This window comes from Mucilaginibacter sp. OK098 (assembly GCF_900142915.1).
Lineage (GTDB): Bacteria > Bacteroidota > Bacteroidia > Sphingobacteriales > Sphingobacteriaceae > Mucilaginibacter.
This window is the reverse complement of record NZ_FRCM01000008.1, coordinates 309,634-329,730: the sequence shown is the minus strand read 5'-3', so window position 1 is coordinate 329,730 and position 20,097 is coordinate 309,634. Positions and strand designations below refer to the sequence as shown.

The window sequence follows — 20,097 nt, the reverse complement described above, 5'->3', positions numbered from 1 at the left end:
GCTAAAATCGTTCTTACAAAATGTTAAACCGCAGACACCTAAGGGTAAAAGTTCTTCAGTCGTTATACGCTTATCACCAATCAAACAGCGGCGACATCAAACAGCATGAAAAATATCTATTGCAAACAATTGATAAGGTATACGAAATGTATATCTGGATGCTGTCATTAATTTCAGAAATTACGAGCTATGCAGCAAATGATGCCGAAGAAAGGGCAAACAAGTATTTACCTACGGCTGATGACCTCAATGCTAATGTTAAAATTCTGAGCAACAGGTTTATTCTTTCCCTGCATGAGAACAAAGATTATTTAGCAGGGCTTAAAAAGTACAAAGTAGAATGGAGTTTTGAACCCGAGTTGGTAAAATCTTTATTTATTATCCTTAAAAATTCCGAGGATTATAAAGAGTACCTGAAAAAGACGGGTGACACTATCCAAACCGATAAAGACATTATTAAATTCATTTTCAAAAAGGTGATCTTAAAATCATCAATTGCCGAGCAGGTTTTTGAAGATATGTTTTTATACTGGCCGGTGGATAAAGATGTTTTACAGGCATTAATTGCAAAGACATTTAAAAACTTTTCACATGATGAGCCCGGGCTGAATGAATTAGCCGAGGTAACCGGCAATTGGGAAGAAGACAGGGAGTTTATTGTTAATTTGTTTGAAGAAAGCATTCGTCACGATGCGGATTACCAGCTGTTAATAACCGGTAAAACTCAAAATTGGGAACCTGACCGTATTGCAATGATGGATACTTTATTAATGAAAATGGCTATTGCCGAGTTTGTTAATTTCACGTCTATCCCGGTTAAAGTTACCATTAATGAATACCTTGAAATCTCTAAGGAGTTTAGTACACCCAAAAGTAATTCATTTATAAACGGTATATTAGACAAGATTTTGGGCGACCTGAAAACTCAGAATAAAATAAAGAAAATAGGCAGAGGATTAATTGAATAATTACATGAAAAACCTTTTTTTAAGCTTAATAGCGGCAGGAATGTTAATGACTGCCTGTAATTCAAACAAAACCGGTAGTACAACGGCTGATAATTCCACCACGGCTAATGCTGCCAATGCACCGGTAATGAAATTTGAAAAAGAAACGCACGATTTTGGTAAGATCAAAACCGGCGATAAGGTTACCTATGATTTTAAATTTACCAATACAGGCAAAACACCATTAATTATTACAGATGCTGTTGCCACCTGCGGATGTACCAAGCCTGAATGGCCTAAAACACCTGTTAAACCAGGTGAAAGCGGCGCTATCCACGTTACTTTTGACAGCGCTGCAAAAATGGGGCTGCAGGATAAACAAATAACAATTACAGCCAATACTAATCCCGCACAAAACAGGGTTCATTTAATTGGTGAGGTAACCACAAAATAAAAAATTATATAAATTTAAAATGATAGCAACTATTTTATTACAAGCTGGTTCAGGATTTGGGATTCAGCAAATTATAACTTTCGGTTTAATTGCAGTGGTTTTTTACTTCTTTATGATAAGGCCACAGGTAAAAAAACAAAAAGATCAAAAAAAATATGTTAACGAGTTAAAAAAGGGCGATAAGGTAGTTACAACTGCCGGCATCCACGGCAGAATAATTGACGTTAATGAAACCACCTTTTTAGTTGAAGTTGACAACGGTAAGATCCGTTTCGATAAAACGGCAATATCTTTAGAAGCTTCAAAGGCGCTGAATACGCCAGCTGTAGTTACTAAGGCTTAGGTAAAAGGCTAAGGGTAATAAGAGAGGTGAAAGGTTAAAGGTGAAAGGCAAAAGGTTTTAAGCCTTACCTTTCACCTTTTGATTTTTACCTTTAACCCTTAACCTTTCACCTTTTACCTTTTTCAAAAATGGCAATAATAAAATTATCTGCAACAGAACGAAGAAGAGCATCGGCATTTTTTACATGCCTGGTACTGGCCGTTCTTGCCTGGATCTTTACCGTATTGTCAAACACCTACAGCTATACCGTTAAAGAAGCGTTAAATTTTAAGAACACGCCTCAAAAACGCGCCTTCCATTCGTTGCAGTCTGATACAGTGAATGCCACTATAAATGGCAGCGGGTGGCAAATGCTATTCTCAAAAATGCATAATGAAGTGAATTCTATTTCAATTGATCTCCGGTCGCTTGAGTACAAAAGCTATGTTGTGCTTAGCTCGCAGTTAAGCCAGGTAAATAGTAAAAAAGAAATAGATCAGCAAATAACAAGCTTTAACCCTGATACGCTTTATTTTGATTTTTCGAACCGTAAAGTAAAAAGGGTGCCTATTGAGCTGGTAACCTCGGTAATGTATAAGCACCAGTTCTCACAATCGGGTAATATTACACTTAACCCTGCCTATGTTATTGTAAATGGCCCGGCAAATGTTATTGATAATATACTAACCTGGAAATCTGACACGCTAAAGCTGGATAGCATTAGTGAAACTATTAATACCCGTTTAACGCTTCAGCCGGTTAAGGAAGGAAATGTGAGTGTATTTCCTAAAAATGTGGAAGTAACGCTGCCTGTTGATGAATATACTGAAAAAACGCTGGAGATCCCGGTTAAGCTGATCAATAACCATGATTATGACGATGTAAAGATCTTCCCTCAAAAGGTTAAAGTAACATTTACCACCTCATTAAGCAGGTATGCCCAAACTGATGAAGACTTTTTTGAAGCAACGGTAGATCTTGACCTATGGAGAAAGCATGGCTATAAAGTATTGCCGGTTGTGATCTTTAAATCGCCCGCGTATAGTAAAATAGTAAAAATAGAACCACAGAATATTGACTTTATTATAAAAAAGTAATGCTCAAAATAGGATTAACCGGCAATATAGGCAGCGGCAAAACTACTGTCAGCAAAGTGTTTGAGCTGTTGGGGGTCCCTGTTTTTTATGCTGATGATGCAGCCAAGGAGGTAATGGTAAAAGATCAAATCCTTATTAAAGGTATTCAATCAGCCTTTGGCAAGCTTTCCTATTTTGACGATGGCTCTTTAAACCGTAAGCATATAGCGGATATTGTTTTTAACGATGCTGAGCAACTTGCAAAATTAAATTCGCTGGTACATCCGGCAACTTTCAGAGCTTTTGATGAATGGGTTAAACAAGTTAGAGATGTACCCTATATTTTAAAGGAAGCTGCACTGTTGTTTGAAAGCGATTCGTACAAAATGTGCGATTACTCCATAATGGTTCAGGCTCCCATTGAAACAAGGATAAAACGTGTAATGCAAAGGGATGGCTTAAGCCGCACCGAGGTTGAAAGTCGCAACTCCAAACAGTTTTCAGAAGAAAAGAAAACAGCATTAGCCGATTATACAATTAAAAATGATGATGTGCAATTAGTAATACCCCAGGTTTTGGAATTGCATCAGGAGCTTTTGTCATTAGGCATTGGTCATTAGTCATTGTTTCTCTTTTATGTATTAGGAAATAAATTATATCCTATTTAAGCCAGCCAACCCAATGACTAATGACACAATGACCAATGATATAATAGAAGATTTTCTAAGTTTCAACCTCAACGGCCTTTATTGTAAATACGGCGATTTTTACTTAGATCCTTTGCAGCCTGTTGCAAATGCAGTGATCTCTCATGCCCATGCAGACCACGCTATTCCAGGTAATACAAACATTTATTGTACCGAAGCCACACATGCTTTTATGAAGCTGCGGTACGGTAAAAATGCCGGTAAGGTGTTTAATATTGCTGCCTATAATTCAACGTTTAATATTGGGGGCGTTGAAATAACATTTATACCTGCAGGGCATATGTTAGGATCGGCCCAGGTTTTAATGGAATATAAAGGGGCGAAATATTTGTATACTGGTGACTATAAAGTTCAGCCTGATGCAACCTGTGAGCCTATTGAATGGGTAAATGCCGATGTACTGATAACCGAAAGCACCTTTGCCGATCCTGCAGTTTTACACCCGGACCCGGTTGAAGAGATAAAAAAGCTGAACGACATAAAAATCAACGTCCTGCTTGGCGCTTATGGTTTGGGAAAAAGCCAAAGGTTGATAAATATGATAAATGAACATGCGCCGCAAAAGAAAATATTGGTGCATCACCGCATAATGCCTATTAACACCATTTATGAAAAAATGGGATTTGCACCGGGTAAATGCCAGCTATATGGCCGCAAGCTGATGAAAAGCCAGGAGGAGTTTGTTTACATTGTGCCACCTTTTACCTTTGATAGTTATATAAGAGCTACAGGTGTTAAAAGGTTGTTTGCTTCGGGGTGGAAAAATTTGCAGGTAAACCAGCAGGATACGCTGTTTATATCTGACCATGTAGATTGGAATGATATTTTGCAGGCTATCGAACATGTAAAACCCGTACAAATATGGACACTGCATGGCAACGGAATGCATTTGAAAAAGTATTTTGGGGATCATATTTTTGTAAAAATTTTGAACTGAAATGCTTGTAGAAGGTATTGATTATTACATAAATGCAGATGGTAATTTGGTTTTTACAAAAGAATACCACTTAAAACGCGGGTATTGCTGTAAAAATAAATGCCTAAACTGCCCCTGGGATTATGGAAAAGCCAAACAGGCTAAGGATGTTAAGAAATAATTAAGGATATTTGTATTAAGAGAGTTAATATTTATGCGGATAGACGAAGAAATACAAAGCAGCAAATTTGAAAACAACTATCAGAAAGCGGTTATTAATATTTCATATACCTACAGCTGGGTAAATAACCAATCACGTCATCTTTTCGAAAAAAATAATATAACGCTGCAACAATTTAACATATTAAGAATTTTGAGAGGCCAATATCCAAAACCGGCTACTGTAAATTTACTGAAAGACAGGATGGTTGATAAAATGTCGGACGCCTCACGCATTGTGGATCGTCTTGTTCAAAAAGGCATGGTATCCCGTTGTACAAATACAAAGGACCGTCGCGCAGTTGATATAAGGATCAGCGATCAGGGCCTTGCAATACTGGCCAAGATGGACGAGGATTTTAAAATCAAAGACCTGCTCCAAAATAATTTAACTGAAGAAGAGGCCGGCCAGTTAAGCGATTTGCTGGACAAGTTAAGAGGGTAGGTGTATTTCGGATTTCGGATGTTCGATTTCGGATTTTGGAATAAGAATTAGAAGAATTCCGAAATCAAACATCCGAAATTAAAAGCCTGGCAGGATCTTCTTAAACAGGATAGAAAACATCCACCCCACAAACATCCCATAAATAGCTCCGCAAAAAACATCAATTGGGAAATGTACGCCTACATATACCTGTGCAAAGCTGATTGTGCCAGCCCAAAGGATTCCCCAAAGCCAGATCCATCTCCATTTTTTTTGAAACAGCATGATCAGGAAAAAAGCCATTGCAAAATGATCTGTTGCATGGGTGGATGGAAAGCTATAACCCGTTCCGCATGCTACGCGGACAATATCTGTTTTTGAAACAACTACGTCGCGACATGGTCTGTCTCTTTTAACCAGTTGCTTTATAATGCTTGCGCTTGTAAAATCTGCAAGCCCTGCTGATAGCGCTAATAGTAGTATGATTATTAAGCCTTGCTTTTTAAATTTATAAATACAAAAACCAATTATAAACAGGTACAGCGGGATCCAGAATTTAGGATTCCGCAGCCATGGCATTACCCAGTCGAAGAACGGGTTAGCCAGGTCGTGATTAATGAAATAAAATAAATGCCGGTCGAGCTGTAAAAGGTAATCAGGCATTGCTTTCCTAATAGCTTAAATTAACAAAGCGGTAAATATAACTAATTAGGCGGGGGTTAAAACAATACGATTTTTATTATTGCTTCGGTTAAATATCTTATTTTTGCGCCACAACAAACATTTACATTTTGACACTAATAAAATCAATTTCGGGAATAAGAGGTACCATAGGTGGTGCGGTTGGCGAGGGTTTAACCCCCTTGGATATTGTAAAATTTACTGCTGCATACGGTACCTGGGCCGTTAATAAAAGCGGAATTAAAAAAATTGTGCTTGGGCGCGATGCACGTATCTCCGGCAATATGGTAAACAGTCTTGTTATTGGCACCTTGCAGGGGCTGGGTATAGATGTAATAGACCTCGGCCTTTCAACAACCCCTACGGTTGAGATAGCCGTACCTGATGAAAAAGCTGCAGGTGGCATTATTTTAACCGCGAGCCATAACCCAAAGCAATGGAATGCACTGAAACTGTTAAATGCAGATGGTGAATTTATTAGCGATGCGGATGGTAAGGAGGTGCTTGAAATAGCCGAAAATAGTGACTTTAAGTTTGCTGACGTAAATGACCTTGGCAAGGTTGACGATAGTGATAACTATTTACAAAAACATATAGATAAAATACTTGCACTGCCTTTAGTTGATGTAGCTGCAATTGCCAAAGCTGATTTTAAAATTGTTATTGATTGCGTTAACTCAACCGGTGGCATATTTGTGCCTGCTTTGCTAAAAGCTTTGGGTGTAAAAACTATTCATGAGCTATATTGTGTGCCTGATGGTAATTTTCCGCATAACCCCGAGCCATTGCCCGAGAATCTTGTTGCGCTTTCAAAAGAGGTAGTAAACAAAAGAGCTGACCTGGGTATAGCTGTTGATCCTGATGTTGACCGTCTTTGCTTTGTTTGTGAGGATGGTAATGTTTTTGGCGAGGAGTATACACTGGTTGCCGTTGCTGATTATGTTTTAAAGCATACCAAAGGCAATACGGTATCAAATCTTTCATCAACCCGTGCGTTGCGTGATGTTACCGAAAGCGCCGGTGGTGAATACAATGCGGCGGCAGTAGGAGAGGTGAATGTGGTTAAAAAAATGAAGGAAGTAAATGCTGTAATAGGTGGTGAGGGCAATGGCGGGGTGATTTATCCTGAACTGCATTACGGCAGGGACGCTTTAGTAGGCATAGCCTTGTTTTTAACCCACCTGGCAAAATATGGTAAATCGGTATCTAATTTAAGAAGTACTTATCCCGGTTATTTTATCTCAAAAAATAAAATCACCCTAACACCCGAAATGGATATTGATGCATTGCTGTTAAAGGTTGAAGAAAAATATAATAAACAGCCATACAGCACAATTGATGGCCTGAAAATAGAATTTGACAAAGAATGGGTACATTTGCGCAAGTCAAATACCGAACCTATTATTCGTATTTACTCAGAAGGTAATTCAGAAACAGTGGCGAATAATTTAGCCAATAAGATAATTGCCGATATAAAAGAGATTTTAAAATTGAGTTAGGGTAGGAGTCCGAAAGTCAGTAAAGTCCGAAAGACCGGAAGAAAATAAAATAACAAAAAAAAATGTGGTGAATTAACGATGCGACAAATCGCTAATTCATTAATTCATACAATCAATAATTACTACAAAATGCGTGTTTATTTTGATAATGCTGCAACCACACCGCTAGATCCTGAAGTGCTGAAAACAATGTATACTGTTATGGAGAGCACTTACGGCAATCCTTCATCTATTCATTCACATGGGCGGGAGGCAAGAACACTGATTGAAAGATCGCGCAAAACTATAGCTAACCTGCTGCACACATCACCTGCCGAGATCTTTTTTACCTCAAGCGGTACAGAGGCTGATAATATGGCTATAAGATGTGGTATTAATGATCATAATATTAAGCATGCTATAACCAGCCGGTTAGAGCACCACGCTGTTCTGCATACCATGGAAGCGCTTGAAAAGGCAGGTGTTATAAAGTTGAGCTTTGTTGATGTTGACAGTAAAGGAAGTGTTGATTATGATCACCTGGAAACCCTATTAAAAGATAACGAACGCAGCTTTGTATCATTAATGCATGCCAATAACGAGATAGGCACCCTGTCTGATATGGAACGGGTAGGCGATCTTTGCGAGGCATATAATGCTATTTATCATTGTGATACCGTGCAAACAATGGGCCATTACCAGCACGACCTGAGCAAGCTGAAGGCTCATTTCCTGGTTTGTGCCGGGCACAAATTGCATGGCCCCAAGGGGGTAGGCTTTTTACATATAAACCATCGCATAAAAATAAAACCTTTAATATATGGTGGTGCGCAGGAGCGCAACATGCGCGGTGGTACCGAAAATATTTACGGAATAGTAGGCCTTGCCAAAGCATTGGAGATAGCCTACAGCGAAATGGAGCAGCATCAAAAGCATATCCAGGGTTTAAAAACCTATATGATTGATCAGTTGCTTGAAAGCATCCCTGGTATAAATTTTAATGGTGAAACTGATCCTGCAAAGAGTTTATATACCGTATTAAATGTGCAGTTTCCTGAAATGGATATGGCAGATATGCTACTGTTTAACCTTGATATAGCCGGTATTTCAGCATCAGGCGGCAGCGCATGCAGTTCGGGTAGTGATATTGGCTCGCATGTATTGACAGCTATTGGCGCCAGCTCGTCAAGGCCATCAGTAAGATTTTCTTTTTCAAAGTACAGTACCAAAGAAGAGGTAGATTTTACAGTTGCAAAGGTTCGTGAGCTTTGCCTGGTAAGCGCTTAAGTTGTTTGCTTTTATATAGTCAAATTTCTTTGAAGTAGGATTTTTTTTATAATTTATAAAACAAAACCTTGAAATTGGTGGTATATTTAATATAAATTTAAGTGCCATGAATTCAAATAATCAAAATTCCGGAAAAAATCAGGAACGTCCCGGCCAGGGTCGCCCGAACGAAATTCCTGAAAAGAGAGCGTCTGAACAAGAAAAATCAGGTTATCCGCACCAAATTGAACAAGAGCAACAGCAGGAAGGTAACGACGCCTCGTACAGCGAGCAAACAGATGTTACCCCTCCAAATCAAAAGGAATTCCCTTCGGTTGGGAATCCTGAAACTAATTTCAAACCCAGTAATCATGGACGAACGACAGGCAGAATGGTTGGTCATGAGCCGGGTACCGAAAGTTTATAAGACAATAATTTTCTGATAATAGATCAGTATTTAAACGGAAGGCTATCGGTATCGATAGCCTTTTTTATTTTAATAGCTCCAATTATAAATTAAATCATAGGTTATGGAAAGTTTTGAGAAAGATCTTTTTAAAAAGATGGAAGATGACAAAAATCATGCTACAAGGCCCTTTTCAAATGCTGAAAAAGCTAGCGCCGCCGAAATTAATAAAGGAGGCGATCCCAGGTTAAGAAATTATATGGGCAGGGAAAACACCGGGGTTGAAGGACCCAACTGGGATAAAATGAGCCGATGGGTAGATGGGCCTACCACGCTGAATGCAGGAATTTTTAAATAAGATTCGACCTGAGCCTTTTAAATAAAAAGAGGTTGCTTTTGGCAACCTCTTTTTATATGAGAATATTTAATGCTTTTAATTTACCATCATCTTTAAAAATGAAGACAATCTTTCCTTCATTTCCCTGCGGTCCACTATAAAATCCAAAAATCCGTGTTCCAGTACAAACTCAGCAGTCTGGAACCCTTTTGGAAGATCCTTTTTTATAGTTTCTTTTATAACGCGTGGTCCGGCAAAGCCTATTAATGAGCCAGGTTCTGCAATATTAATATCGCCCAGCATAGCGTATGATGCGGTAACACCACCCGTAGTAGGATCGGTTAATAAGGATATATAAGGTATTTTAGCTTGTGATAGCAAAGCAAGCTTAGCCGAAGTTTTAGCCATCTGCATTAATGAAAATGCCGCTTCCATCATCCGCGCACCGCCTGATTTTGAGATCATCAGGAAAGGGACTTTATTTGCAATACAATAATCAATGGAGCGGGCAATTTTCTCGCCTACTACAGATCCCATTGAGCCACCAATAAAGTTAAAATCCATACAGGCGATAACCAGCGGTTGCCCGCCAATGCTACCCGCTCCCGCTCTGATAGCATCCTTTAAACCAGTTTTGCTCATGGTTTCTTTCAGCCTGTCGGTATATTTTTTGGTGTCTTCAAAATGTAAGGGATCGCCTGAGATCAGGTCAGGGAATAGTTCTGTAAACTCGTTATTATCAAAAAGGATAGAGAAGTATTCCTTTGAACCTATGCGAAGGTGATAACCGCAATAGTGACAAACATATTGATTTTCAACCTGTTCGGAGTAGTGAAGAGGTTTCTTACATTCAGGGCATTTGTTCCAGATGCCATCGGGGGCTTCCTTCTTTTCCTCAGTGGTCGTAATTATCCCTTTGATCTCACGTTTAAACCAAGCCATATCTATATCTAACTCTTTCAATTGAATGCAAAGAAACGAAATTTTTTTTGAGATATGAGATGTTATAACAGAGATATGAGATGTGAGATGAGAGATATGAGATAAAAATGTTTAATTGCGCTGTAATACAAGGTTGTTCGGCCTGTAGTCTTTTTTTCAACCTGCCGCTGATTATTGTGAAAATTTAAATTTAGCAATGATTTTAATGATGGTTTTTAGGATAAACATAATTAACAATTGTTTATTCAAAAACATTTAAAAAGTTCGCTTTATAAAGTTGACTATTAGCTATGACCATATTTTTTTTTAACTTCGGGGCCCAATTAAAAGTTAAATGGAATTAAAAAATTATAAGGGCGTTTTGCACGGAGACCAGGTGCAGGAGCTATTTGAAGCAGCAAAAAAGCACCAGTTTGCTTTGCCTGCGGTAAACGTAATAGGTACCAATACCATTAACGCGGTTATGGAAACTGCAAAAGCTGTTAATTCGCCGGTAATTATCCAATTATCAAATGGCGGAGCGCAGTTTTATGCAGGTAAATCATTAGATAACTCAAAACTGCAAGCTTGCATTCTTGGCGGTGTTTCTGCTGCAAAGCATGTGCATTTATTGGCTGAGCACTATGGTATAGCTGTAATATTACATACAGACCATGCTGCTATGAAATTTTTGCCATGGATTGACGGTTTGTTAGATCATGGTGAAAAGTTTTTTGCTGAAACAGGGAAACCATTATTCTCATCGCATATGCTTGATCTTTCTGAAGAGTCATTGCATGAAAATATTGAGATCTCTGCCAAATACCTTGCCCGTATGGCAAAAATGGGTATGACGCTTGAAATTGAATTAGGTGTTACAGGTGGTGAAGAAGATGGTGTTGACAACTCTGATGTTGACAGCTCACGTTTATATACGCAGCCCGAAGATGTTGCTTACTCATATGAGGAGCTTTCAAAGGTTAGTCCGCGTTTTACTGTTGCAGCAGCATTTGGTAACGTGCATGGTGTTTACAAACCGGGTAATGTTAAGCTTCAGCCGGTAATTTTACATAACTCTCAGGAGTATGTTAAAAAACATTTCGGACTTACTGCTGAAAAGCCTATCAATTTTGTATTCCATGGCGGCTCAGGCTCAACCCAGGAGGAGATAAGGGAAGCAATCTCTTATGGCGCTATAAAAATGAATATTGATACCGATATGCAATGGGCATACTGGGAAGGTATAAAAGATTACTATAAATCAAAAGAAGGATACCTGCAAAGCCAGATAGGCAGTCCTGACGGCGAGGATTCTCCAAACAAAAAATATTACGATCCGCGCGTTTGGTTGCGTAAAGGCGAAGAAAGCTTTGTTAAAAGGCTTACTGAAGCGTTTGGCGATTTAAATTGCATCGATGTTAATAGCAAATTATAAGTTGATCAGGTTGATTTGGTGAGTAGTTGATTTGGTTAAAATCTGAACTTAATCAAATCAATCCAACCTAATCAACCCATTCAACTACTATAAAAAGCGCTAATGTTCTAAACATTGGCGCTTTTTTTTGGTTCTGTACCTAAACAATTATCATGGCTAAAAAGAAAAATTTATTTGAACGTTTTGCCAATTGGGCCACTATAGCAACCGGCAGTTCTGCCGCTTTCATTATAGCAGCAAGCGTTATAGTTTTATGGATTGTTACCGGGCCTATCTTTAAATATTCGGATACCTGGCAGTTGATAATAAATACAGGCACAACCATTATTACCTTTTTAATGGTTTTTTTGATCCAGAAATCGCAGAATAAGGATTCAAAGGCAATTCATCTGAAATTGAATGAATTAATTGCTTCGCACCAGGGTACCAGTAATCGTATGGTAAATATTGAAGACCTAACCGAACTTGAATTGGATCATTTGCATAAATTTTATGTGCAATTAGCTAAATTAGCCGAAAAAGAAGGAGATTTGACCTGCACCCATTCAATTGATGCAGCCGAAGAGAATAATATAAATAAGCTAAATAGCTTAATGCAACGAAACTCATATAAAAATGCCCGTAACAGTAAAAGCAAACAAAGTAAGTGACCCTGCCGATCTTGAAAAAGTATTTGCCATCCGCCGTGAAGTATTTGTAGACGAACAAAATTGCCCTCCCGAACTGGAATGGGAGTTTGAAGATGAATCAACTCATTTTTTGGCTACCGTAGGTGGTGAGCCTGCCGGGGCATCCCGCTGGCGTAAAACTGATAAGGGCTATAAGCTGGAACGCTTTGCCGTATTGCAAAAATTCAGGGGAATGGGGGTGGGGCAGGTATTAGTTAAAACTGTTTTAAACGATTTGCCTGCCGATGCAACGTATATTTATATGCATGCTCAGATCCAGGCCGTAAGCTTATATGAAAAGTTTGGTTTTGAAAAAATCGGACCGGAGTTTGAAGAAGCCGGGATAAGGCATTTTAAAATGGTGAGAGGGTGATTTCGGATGTTCGATTTGGATTTAGAATAACCGCCTGCAACTGTAGCTTTAGATGAGGCGAAGTGCAAGTTTGTGTATCTGCAAGCTGGCAAAGCGTTCCATTTTTACACGCGGAACACCCGGAACAGAGTGTAATATACTGATTATCAGTTGATTTGTCTTTTATTAAAGATTAAATAGCTATAAGTAGTTGATAATCATCGTGTTCCACTATTCCTTATATCAAAAACTCACGTTAATTAAGAAATCCGGCTTTTGCCTCTTCTGAATTATTATTTTACGGATATTAAAACTGGATAAATTAAATAAATATCCTGCCAGAATATTCCATCGCCTCTCTAAATTTACCCATATCAAGCTCTATAGGCTCGTTTTGCGATTGCAGGTATCCAATTAGGTTTTCGGTAGCGATATTACCTGTAAGCTCGTCTTTTGCCATTGGGCAGCCGCCATATCCTTTAACAGTAGTGTCAAAGCTTCTGCATCCGCTTTTGTAGGCTGCTTCAATTTTTTCCTGCCAGGTATCAGGTGTTGAATGCAGGTGAATGCCAAATTCTGTATCCGGGAATTGGCTGCATAACAAAGGGTAAATGCTACTAATCTGCTCAGGGCTGGCAATGCCGATAGTATCAGCTAGCGCGATATATTGGATGCCTTCGTCAATTAGCTTTTCTGCCCATTGCAATACTATATCTTCATTCCATTCATCCCCATAAGGGTTTCCAAAACCCATGGACAGATAAACAAGCAGATGCTTATTATTTTTATCGCATAGCTCATGGATCCTTCTCACGTTATCAAATGAATCATTAATGCCTGAATTCGTATTCCGCTGCTGAAAGGTTTCAGAAATGGAAAACGGGAAACCAAGATAAGTTATCTCAGGGTGCTTTGCCGCTTCCTCGGCACCGCGGTAATTGGCAATAATAGCAAGCAGCTTTGATTTGGTATTGCTTAAATCAAGCCTGCTTAAAACCGCTGCAGTATCCTGCATTTGAGGGATAGCCTTTGGTGATACAAAGCTTCCAAAGTCAATGGTATCAAAACCAACCTGCAACAGCAGATTAATATACGCCGCTTTAAGATCGGTAGGGATGAATTGATGAAGGCCCTGCATGGCATCACGGGGACATTCGGTTATTTTTATGGGCGAATTTGTCAAAGTTAATCTGGTTTTGATACTTGTTTGGTTTTATCAGCTAAGGTCTCTCTTTTAAACTGGCGGATGATCAGCCTGCTGCCGCCATTAAAGCTAATATAGCTGCCTACCCAGTTTATAAATACGATTACCTTATTTCTGAAACCTAAAAGCGAGATCAAATGTACAAACATCCAAACCAGCCAGGCAAAAAATCCCTGGAATTTTACTTTACCCAGATCAGCCACTGCTTTATTACGACCAATGGTAGCCAAAGAGCCTTTATCAAAATATTTAAAAGGTTTTGTCGGCTCGCCGTTAAGGGTTTGAATAATGGTTTGTGCAACATATTTTCCCATTTGTATGGCAACCTGGGCTACTCCGGGATGGCCCTTTGGGGTTTCATTCGTTATCATTGCGGCTACATCGCCTATGGCAAAAATATTTTCAGTGCCTTCAACTCTGCAATTATTATCAACCTTTATTCTGTTACCTCTAACTATAAGATCTTTATTCAGGCCTTCGGGAACCTCGCCCATAACCCCGGCAGACCAGATCACATTTTTGGTTCGAATGGTTTTTCCGCCTTCAAACTTTATTTCGTCGCCATCGTAGCTGTCAACTTTTACATTCAGCAGCACTTCAACACCCATCTCAGTTAAAAACTCATAAGCACCTTTTGATGCTTCATCTGAGAAGGGGCCAAGCACTTTGGGCAAAAAATCAACCAGGTAAACCTTCATATCCTCCTTTTTTAGCTCAGGATAATCTTTGGTAAGAATATGATTACGAATTTCGGCAAGCGCACCTGCCAGCTCAACGCCTGTAGGACCTGCACCAACCAGCACAAATGATAAAAGGGGATCTTTTTCTTCCTTAGTGCTTTTTAATGTCGCCTCTTCTAAATTCTGCAAAATGAGGTAACGAAGGTTTAGCGCTTCGGGTATAGACTTCATGGGCATGGCAAACCGCTCAATATCCTTGTTGCCAAAAAAATTGGTTGTTGAGCCTGTTGCAATCACCAGGTAATCATAGGCAATTTCGCCGATTGAAGTGTCAATGGTGTTTTTTTCAGTGTTTATTTTTGAAACCTCAGCAATGTTAAACCGGAAGTTTTTTTGCCCCGCGAAATTTTTGCGCAGCGAGAAGGCTATGGACCCGGCTTCCAGGCTGCCTGTAGCTACCTGGTACAGCAAAGGTTGAAAGGTGTGATAATTATGCTTGTCGAGCATCAATATGTCCACTGGCTTATCTTTAAGGTGAGTGGCAACCTGCAGACCGCCAAAACCACCTCCAACAATTACTACCTGCGGAAATTTAGCTTTATCTTTTGTATTCATGTTAGGGTTGTGTTTACAAATATATATGAAACAAAAAAGGCCCCAAATGTTCTTTGGAGCCTTTCAATAAATTATTTTTTATTTATCTAAGATCTTTCTTTCCAAAGTCGATGATTATCGGTGTTGCCACACAGATTGACGAGTATGTACCGAAACACACACCGATCAACAATGCAAACGAGAACCCGCGGATAGTATCGCCACCGAAGATGAATAATACCAGCAATATTAATACCACTGTTAAAGCGGTAATAATGGTACGGCTCAACGTATTATTGATCGCATCGTTAATTACTGTTTTCGGATCATCAGTTTTTGCATGGTGCAGGTTAAGGAACTCCCGGATCCGGTCAAATACTACAACTGTATCGTTAATTGAATAACCTATTACCGTTAATATCGCCGCAATAAACGACTGGTCGATATCAAGCGAGAAAGGAAGCACATCCTTAAATATAGAGAAGAATGCTAATACCATTAAGGCATCGTGTGCAGTTGCAAACATCGCACCCAAACTAAACTGCCATTTGCGGAAACGGATCAATATATAAGCCGAAATAATAATGATGGCAAATATTACCGTTAAAGCGGCAGACCTTTTAAGACCGTTTGCTATAGTGGGAACAACTTTTTGATAATTCATTATACTTTTCGCGGTAACATGCGTTGCCGGGTTGGTATTTAATGCATTTATTAAAGCTGTTTGTACTTCAGCATCGGCTGTTGGTGAATCTTTGTCGCGCAGGTATTTGGTTGTAATGCTAATGTCGGTACCAAAAGTTTTAACCTCGTTACCTTCACCTAAATTTTTATCAACAATTTTACGTACGGTTTCGGTACTTACGTCCTTCGTAGCGAACCTCATTACATAAGTACGGCCTCCCACAAAGTCAACGCCATAATTAAAGCCTTGTATTCCCATTGAAATAAAACCGGCAATAATAAAAGCGCTTGAGAATATGTAGAATTTGAAACGGTTTTTTACGAAGGCGTAATTAGCATTTTTGAAGGTATGTGAACTCCATGGGTTTGAGAATTTAATATCCCAACCTTTTTCAAGCATGTATTCAAATATCAGCCTTGATATTAGCAATGAGCAGAACAGTGAAGTAGCAATACCTATCATTAAAGTGATTGCAAAACCCTGGATAGGCCCTGTACCGAAAGTAAACAGGATTAAACCGGTTAAGAAAGTACTTATGTTTGAATCGAGAATAGATGACAACGCATGTTTGAATCCATCGGCAACGGCAATCCTTAAAGATTTACCCAAAGCCAACTCCTCCCGCACACGTTCATAGATCAACACGTTAGCATCAACCGAGATACCTAAGGTGAGCACTATACCCGCAACACCCGGCATGGTTAACACAGCCCCAAGGCTGGTTAATACACCCATTAAAAAGAAGATGTTAATTACAACCGCCACAACAGCTACTGTACCGGCACGATTGTAATAAGCTATCATGAATACCAGCACTACCAACAAGCCTACAAGACTTGATAGCAAGCCTGCATTGATGGATTCCTGACCCAATGACGGGCCAACCACAGCTTCAGCAACAATATGTGCCGGAGCAGGTAAGCGGCCTGCTTTTAATACGTTGGCTAAATCTTTTGCTTCTTCAACGGTAAAGTTCCCTGAAATTGAAGAAATCCCGCCAGCTATTTCGTTTTGTACAACCGGAGCTGAATAAACGTTATCATCCAGCACAATGGCTATTGATTGTTTATTGTTTACATCAGCAGCAGCTTCAGCAGTTACGGTACGCCATTTTTGAGCCCCATCTGAGTTCATAACCATAACAACTTCAGGGCTGCCTTTTTGGTCAACATCATTATGGGCATCATTAATCACATCACCTGCAAGCACAGGCCCGTTTTCAGCGCCAACTAATTTTATAGCGTACAGCTCAAATATTTTTGTTTTGTCCTGTGGTTTTACTGACCAAAGGAATTTCATGCTTTGTGGTATTACAGTTCTAACCTCGGGGCTGCGCAGGTATTTGTTAACCTGTGTAGTATCTTTCGCTTCAGCACGGCCAACAATAGGGCCGCGCGCAAGTTCACCTTGTCCGTTTTGTCCCTGGTACATCTGTGGCTTTAAAACAGTGAACAGCGGGTACTGATCAGCAAACTGTGATTTTGCACCTAAGGCTGATGTATCTTTACCGGCATTTTTCTGAACCTTGTTCAGTAATGATAAAGCAGCTCCCTTTTTAGAGGTGTCTGCTTTTACAGCAGCAGTTGTTTTAGCATCTGTTGCTTTTACTGCTTTTGTAGTATCTTTTTTAGATGCCTTTATTTTTGCTGCAATTAAACCGTTTATATTAGTCAGCAGCGGGTAAACCTGGCTGTTATCATAAGTTTGATAAAATTCCAGTTTTGCCGTACCTGATAAAAGTTTACGAACACGTTCAGGTTCTTTTACACCCGGCAGCTCAATTAAGATGCGGTCACTACCTTTTTGTAATTGGATGTTGGCATTAGCAACACCAAACTGGTCAATACGGGTATTTAAAATGGTGTATGATTGTTGCACAGCCACGCTTGCCTGATCTTTCAGGTAGCTTTGAACTTCGCTGTTGCTTGCATTAAACTTAATGTGATCCTGGTTGTCTTTGGTTGAAAAGATGGCGGCAAGCTTTCCATTAGGATTGATCTTTTCGTACTCATTAACAAATAAGGTGATGTAATCCTGTTGACTGGTTACACCATCAACTGTAGCTGCAGCCAATGCCTGGTTAAATGCCGGATCCTGGTTGTTATTTGATAATTTTTTTACCAGTTCGTTCAACGAGATCTGCATGGTTACACTCATACCACCCTTAAGGTCCAAACCAAGGGCAAGCTCCCTTTGTTTAACGTATTGAAAATTGTGCTTTAAAAGCGGATACACCGGTTGTGTTGAAATTGAATCCAGGTACGCCGTTACTTTTGCGGTATCACCTTTTGCGTACACCTGCGCATCATTTTCAACTTTATGGGCGACCCAAGTAAATGAAAGCTGGTATATACATACAACAGCCATCAATATGGCGAAAAATTTAACAACCCCTTTACCTTGCATTGTGAATTAAAATATGTAATTAATTAGTTTATAAGCATTTTAAATAAGACGGCAAATCTAATAAAATTTCCTAAGCATGAAATTTTTAATTTAAAACAGTTCAGAAGGTTAAGGGTTAAAGGTAAATGGCGAAAGGTTTTTTGTGTAACTATTTGATTATCAGAATCGATAAATATATGCGAAGTTGTAAGTTTTTTCTCGTTTAAATAAAAAACCGGAATATTTCTGACCTTTTGCCTTTAACCTTTCTCCTTTTACCTCTTTTCACCCCCGCTCATAGGTAATGAATGAGTAAGGCAATAAATTTTTCTCATCGGGCTGATGATCCTCGCGGAAAACTTCTTTCCATTCATGCAAATCAATTTCAGGGAAAAAGCTGTCGCCATCAAATTGTTTGTGAACGATGGTGAGATAGATCCGATCTGTGAGGTGCATAGCCTGTTTATAGATCTCGGCCCCGCCAACAATAAATACTTCTTCTTCGGTTTTACAAAGAGCAATGGCAGCTTCAATTGAATTTACCACTTCGCAGCCTTCAATAGTTATGGCTTGCCGGGTAATTATAATGTTGCGGCGGTTAGGCAGCGGTTTGCCTACCGACTCATAAGTTTTACGACCCATTATTACGGTACCGCCAGTGGTTATCTCTTTAAAGTGTTTAAGGTCTTTAGGCAGATACCATAATAATTTATTGTCTTTACCAATGGCGTGGTTTTCGGAAATGGCTACTACTATCGTTATCGTCATTGAATTAAATTAATATAAATGTTTCAACAATTCCGTCCTTGCGAGGAACGAAGCAATCTCTTCGCAGGACAATCAATGGACCTTATGCAAATCATGAGCTAAAGCCTTTTGATCAACATATAGCTTTTCGTTTCATGATTAGCATGTGCAGGGTTTGCTTCGTTCCTCGCAATGCCGTCAGGCAGATTTCTTTTAAACTGCCACGGTCGCCTTAATATGCGGCCACGGATCATAATTCTCCAGTTCAAAATCTTCAAACTTAAATTGAAAAATATCTTTTACATCAGGATTGATCTTCATGGTTGGCAAGGGGCGTGGTTCACGGCTTAATTGCAGCTGTGCCTGCTCCAGGTGGTTGTTATAAATGTGGGCATCGCCAAACGTGTGAACAAAGTCGCCGTAGTCAAGGTCGCAGACCTGGGCCATCATCATGGTAAGCAAAGCATATGAAGCAATGTTAAAAGGAACACCTAAAAATATATCCGCACTCCTTTGATAAAGCTGGCAAGATAGTTTACCACGTTTCTCTCCTTTCAGAGGGTTGGAGGGCTCTACATAAAATTGAAACAGACTATGGCATGGCGGCAAAGCCATCTGGTTAACATCAGCAACGTTCCATGCCGACACCATCATCCGGCGTGAATCCGGATTGGTTTTAATTTGATTTACAACCTGGGTTATCTGGTCAATGTGTCCGCCATCCGGTTTTGGCCACGATCGCCATTGGTAACCGTAAACCGGGCCAAGATTGCCTTCAGCATCAGCCCACTCGTCCCAAATGCGCACGCCGTTATCTTTTAAATATTTTATATTGGTATCTCCGCTCAAAAACCAGATCAGCTCATGAATGATAGATTTTAGGTGCAGCTTTTTAGTGGTCACCATCGGGAAGCCATCCTGAAGGTTAAAACGCATCTGGTAACCAAATACACTTAAGGTTCCGGTTCCGGTACGGTCATGTTTTTGAGCGCCGGTTTCCATAACATGGCTCATCAGGTCGAGATACTGTTTCATTTTTTGAGTTGATTAAGTTGATTGGGTTGGATTAGGTTGATTAAGTTCTTACAACAACACCTACGCCTTTTCAATCAACAGAAATAAATACAAATAAAAATAATCTTATTTGGCTATCCTAAGAATGTGCAAAAATACAGGTTTGTTAATCATTCCTA

22 protein-coding genes are annotated in these 20,097 nt (G+C 39.5%); 15 read left to right on the top strand and 7 right to left on the bottom strand.

Features of this window, described 5'->3' with window-relative positions:
* Positions 1-20: 20 nt before the first annotated feature.
* From nusB to BUE31_RS25755, 8 genes are all read left to right on the top strand, one after another.
* Positions 21-968 carry a transcription antitermination factor NusB gene (gene nusB, locus BUE31_RS25785; protein ID WP_073406746.1) on the top strand — a complete coding sequence of 316 codons (948 nt, stop codon included), beginning with the start codon at positions 21-23 and terminating at the stop codon, positions 966-968.
* Between the two features lie 4 nt (positions 969-972).
* Positions 973-1,401: a DUF1573 domain-containing protein gene (locus tag BUE31_RS25780; RefSeq protein WP_073406745.1), complete on the top strand. Its 429-nt coding sequence runs from the start codon at positions 973-975 to the stop codon at positions 1,399-1,401.
* A gap of 19 nt (positions 1,402-1,420) precedes the next feature.
* Positions 1,421-1,744: a preprotein translocase subunit YajC gene (gene yajC / locus BUE31_RS25775; RefSeq protein WP_073406744.1), complete on the top strand. Its 324-nt coding sequence runs from the start codon at positions 1,421-1,423 to the stop codon at positions 1,742-1,744.
* Between the two features lie 128 nt (positions 1,745-1,872).
* Entirely contained in the window at positions 1,873-2,820 is a 948-nt protein-coding gene (locus tag BUE31_RS25770; protein ID WP_073406743.1) for a YbbR-like domain-containing protein, read from the top strand.
* On the top strand, positions 2,820-3,419 hold the full coding sequence (gene coaE / locus BUE31_RS25765; protein ID WP_073406742.1) for a dephospho-CoA kinase: 600 nt from the start codon (positions 2,820-2,822) through the stop codon (positions 3,417-3,419). The genes BUE31_RS25770 and coaE overlap by 1 nt, the downstream gene beginning before the upstream one ends.
* A gap of 61 nt (positions 3,420-3,480) precedes the next feature.
* Positions 3,481-4,443, top strand: coding sequence for an MBL fold metallo-hydrolase (locus tag BUE31_RS25760; RefSeq protein WP_234997907.1), 963 nt, complete (start codon positions 3,481-3,483; stop codon positions 4,441-4,443).
* Position 4,444: 1 nt separating this feature from the next.
* The gene (locus BUE31_RS31190; RefSeq protein ID WP_159440746.1) at positions 4,445-4,603 is read left to right on the top strand and encodes a DUF5522 domain-containing protein; all 159 of its coding nucleotides are present in this window, start codon (positions 4,445-4,447) and stop codon (positions 4,601-4,603) included.
* 33 nt (positions 4,604-4,636) lie between these two features.
* Entirely contained in the window at positions 4,637-5,086 is a 450-nt protein-coding gene (locus BUE31_RS25755) for a MarR family winged helix-turn-helix transcriptional regulator (RefSeq protein ID WP_073406740.1), read from the top strand.
* Between the two features lie 78 nt (positions 5,087-5,164).
* Here the strand turns inward: BUE31_RS25755 and BUE31_RS25750 are convergent, their stop codons facing one another.
* Positions 5,165-5,728: a phosphatase PAP2 family protein gene (locus BUE31_RS25750; RefSeq protein WP_073406739.1), complete on the bottom strand. Its 564-nt coding sequence runs from the start codon at positions 5,726-5,728 to the stop codon at positions 5,165-5,167.
* Positions 5,729-5,856: 128 nt separating this feature from the next.
* Here BUE31_RS25750 and glmM point away from each other — a divergent pair, with 128 nt between their 5' ends.
* From glmM to BUE31_RS25730, 4 genes are all read left to right on the top strand, one after another.
* On the top strand, positions 5,857-7,245 hold the full coding sequence (gene glmM, locus BUE31_RS25745; protein ID WP_073406738.1) for a phosphoglucosamine mutase: 1,389 nt from the start codon (positions 5,857-5,859) through the stop codon (positions 7,243-7,245).
* Between the two features lie 129 nt (positions 7,246-7,374).
* Positions 7,375-8,511, top strand: coding sequence for a cysteine desulfurase family protein (locus BUE31_RS25740; protein WP_073406737.1), 1,137 nt, complete (start codon positions 7,375-7,377; stop codon positions 8,509-8,511).
* A gap of 106 nt (positions 8,512-8,617) precedes the next feature.
* The gene (locus tag BUE31_RS25735; protein WP_073406736.1) at positions 8,618-8,917 is read left to right on the top strand and encodes a hypothetical protein; all 300 of its coding nucleotides are present in this window, start codon (positions 8,618-8,620) and stop codon (positions 8,915-8,917) included.
* A gap of 103 nt (positions 8,918-9,020) precedes the next feature.
* A complete protein-coding gene (locus tag BUE31_RS25730) occupies positions 9,021-9,254 on the top strand; it encodes a hypothetical protein (protein WP_073406735.1) in 234 nt (77 codons plus the stop codon).
* Positions 9,255-9,329: 75 nt separating this feature from the next.
* On the opposite strand, the gene accD is transcribed toward BUE31_RS25730, so the two are convergent.
* Positions 9,330-10,175, bottom strand: coding sequence for an acetyl-CoA carboxylase, carboxyltransferase subunit beta (gene accD / locus BUE31_RS25725; RefSeq protein ID WP_073406734.1), 846 nt, complete (start codon positions 10,173-10,175; stop codon positions 9,330-9,332).
* Between the two features lie 334 nt (positions 10,176-10,509).
* On the opposite strand from accD, the gene fbaA reads away from it, so the two are divergent.
* The 3 genes from fbaA to BUE31_RS25710 all read left to right on the top strand — a co-directional run bounded on the left by fbaA (position 10,510) and on the right by BUE31_RS25710 (position 12,630).
* Entirely contained in the window at positions 10,510-11,589 is a 1,080-nt protein-coding gene (gene fbaA / locus BUE31_RS25720) for a class II fructose-bisphosphate aldolase (RefSeq protein ID WP_073406733.1), read from the top strand.
* 152 nt (positions 11,590-11,741) lie between these two features.
* Entirely contained in the window at positions 11,742-12,239 is a 498-nt protein-coding gene (locus BUE31_RS25715; protein ID WP_073406732.1) for a low affinity iron permease family protein, read from the top strand.
* On the top strand, positions 12,205-12,630 hold the full coding sequence (locus tag BUE31_RS25710; protein WP_073406731.1) for a GNAT family N-acetyltransferase: 426 nt from the start codon (positions 12,205-12,207) through the stop codon (positions 12,628-12,630). The genes BUE31_RS25715 and BUE31_RS25710 overlap by 35 nt, the downstream gene beginning before the upstream one ends.
* Positions 12,631-12,931: 301 nt before the next feature.
* Here BUE31_RS25710 and BUE31_RS25705 read toward each other — a convergent pair whose 3' ends face one another.
* The 5 genes from BUE31_RS25705 to BUE31_RS25685 all read right to left on the bottom strand — a co-directional run bounded on the left by BUE31_RS25705 (position 12,932) and on the right by BUE31_RS25685 (position 19,939).
* The gene (locus BUE31_RS25705; RefSeq protein WP_234997906.1) at positions 12,932-13,792 is read right to left on the bottom strand and encodes a hydroxymethylglutaryl-CoA lyase; all 861 of its coding nucleotides are present in this window, start codon (positions 13,790-13,792) and stop codon (positions 12,932-12,934) included.
* A 2-nt stretch (positions 13,793-13,794) separates the two neighbouring features.
* Complete coding sequence (locus BUE31_RS25700; protein WP_073406730.1) at positions 13,795-15,108, bottom strand: NAD(P)/FAD-dependent oxidoreductase; 1,314 nt, start codon at positions 15,106-15,108, stop codon at positions 13,795-13,797.
* Between the two features lie 82 nt (positions 15,109-15,190).
* Positions 15,191-18,178, bottom strand: a complete 2,988-nt coding sequence (gene secDF / locus BUE31_RS25695; protein WP_073406729.1) for a protein translocase subunit SecDF — start codon at positions 18,176-18,178, stop codon at positions 15,191-15,193.
* A gap of 264 nt (positions 18,179-18,442) precedes the next feature.
* Entirely contained in the window at positions 18,443-18,925 is a 483-nt protein-coding gene (locus BUE31_RS25690) for a dihydrofolate reductase (protein WP_073406728.1), read from the bottom strand.
* Between the two features lie 192 nt (positions 18,926-19,117).
* A complete protein-coding gene (locus BUE31_RS25685) occupies positions 19,118-19,939 on the bottom strand; it encodes a thymidylate synthase (RefSeq protein WP_073406727.1) in 822 nt (273 codons plus the stop codon).
* Positions 19,940-20,097 lie beyond the last annotated feature (158 nt).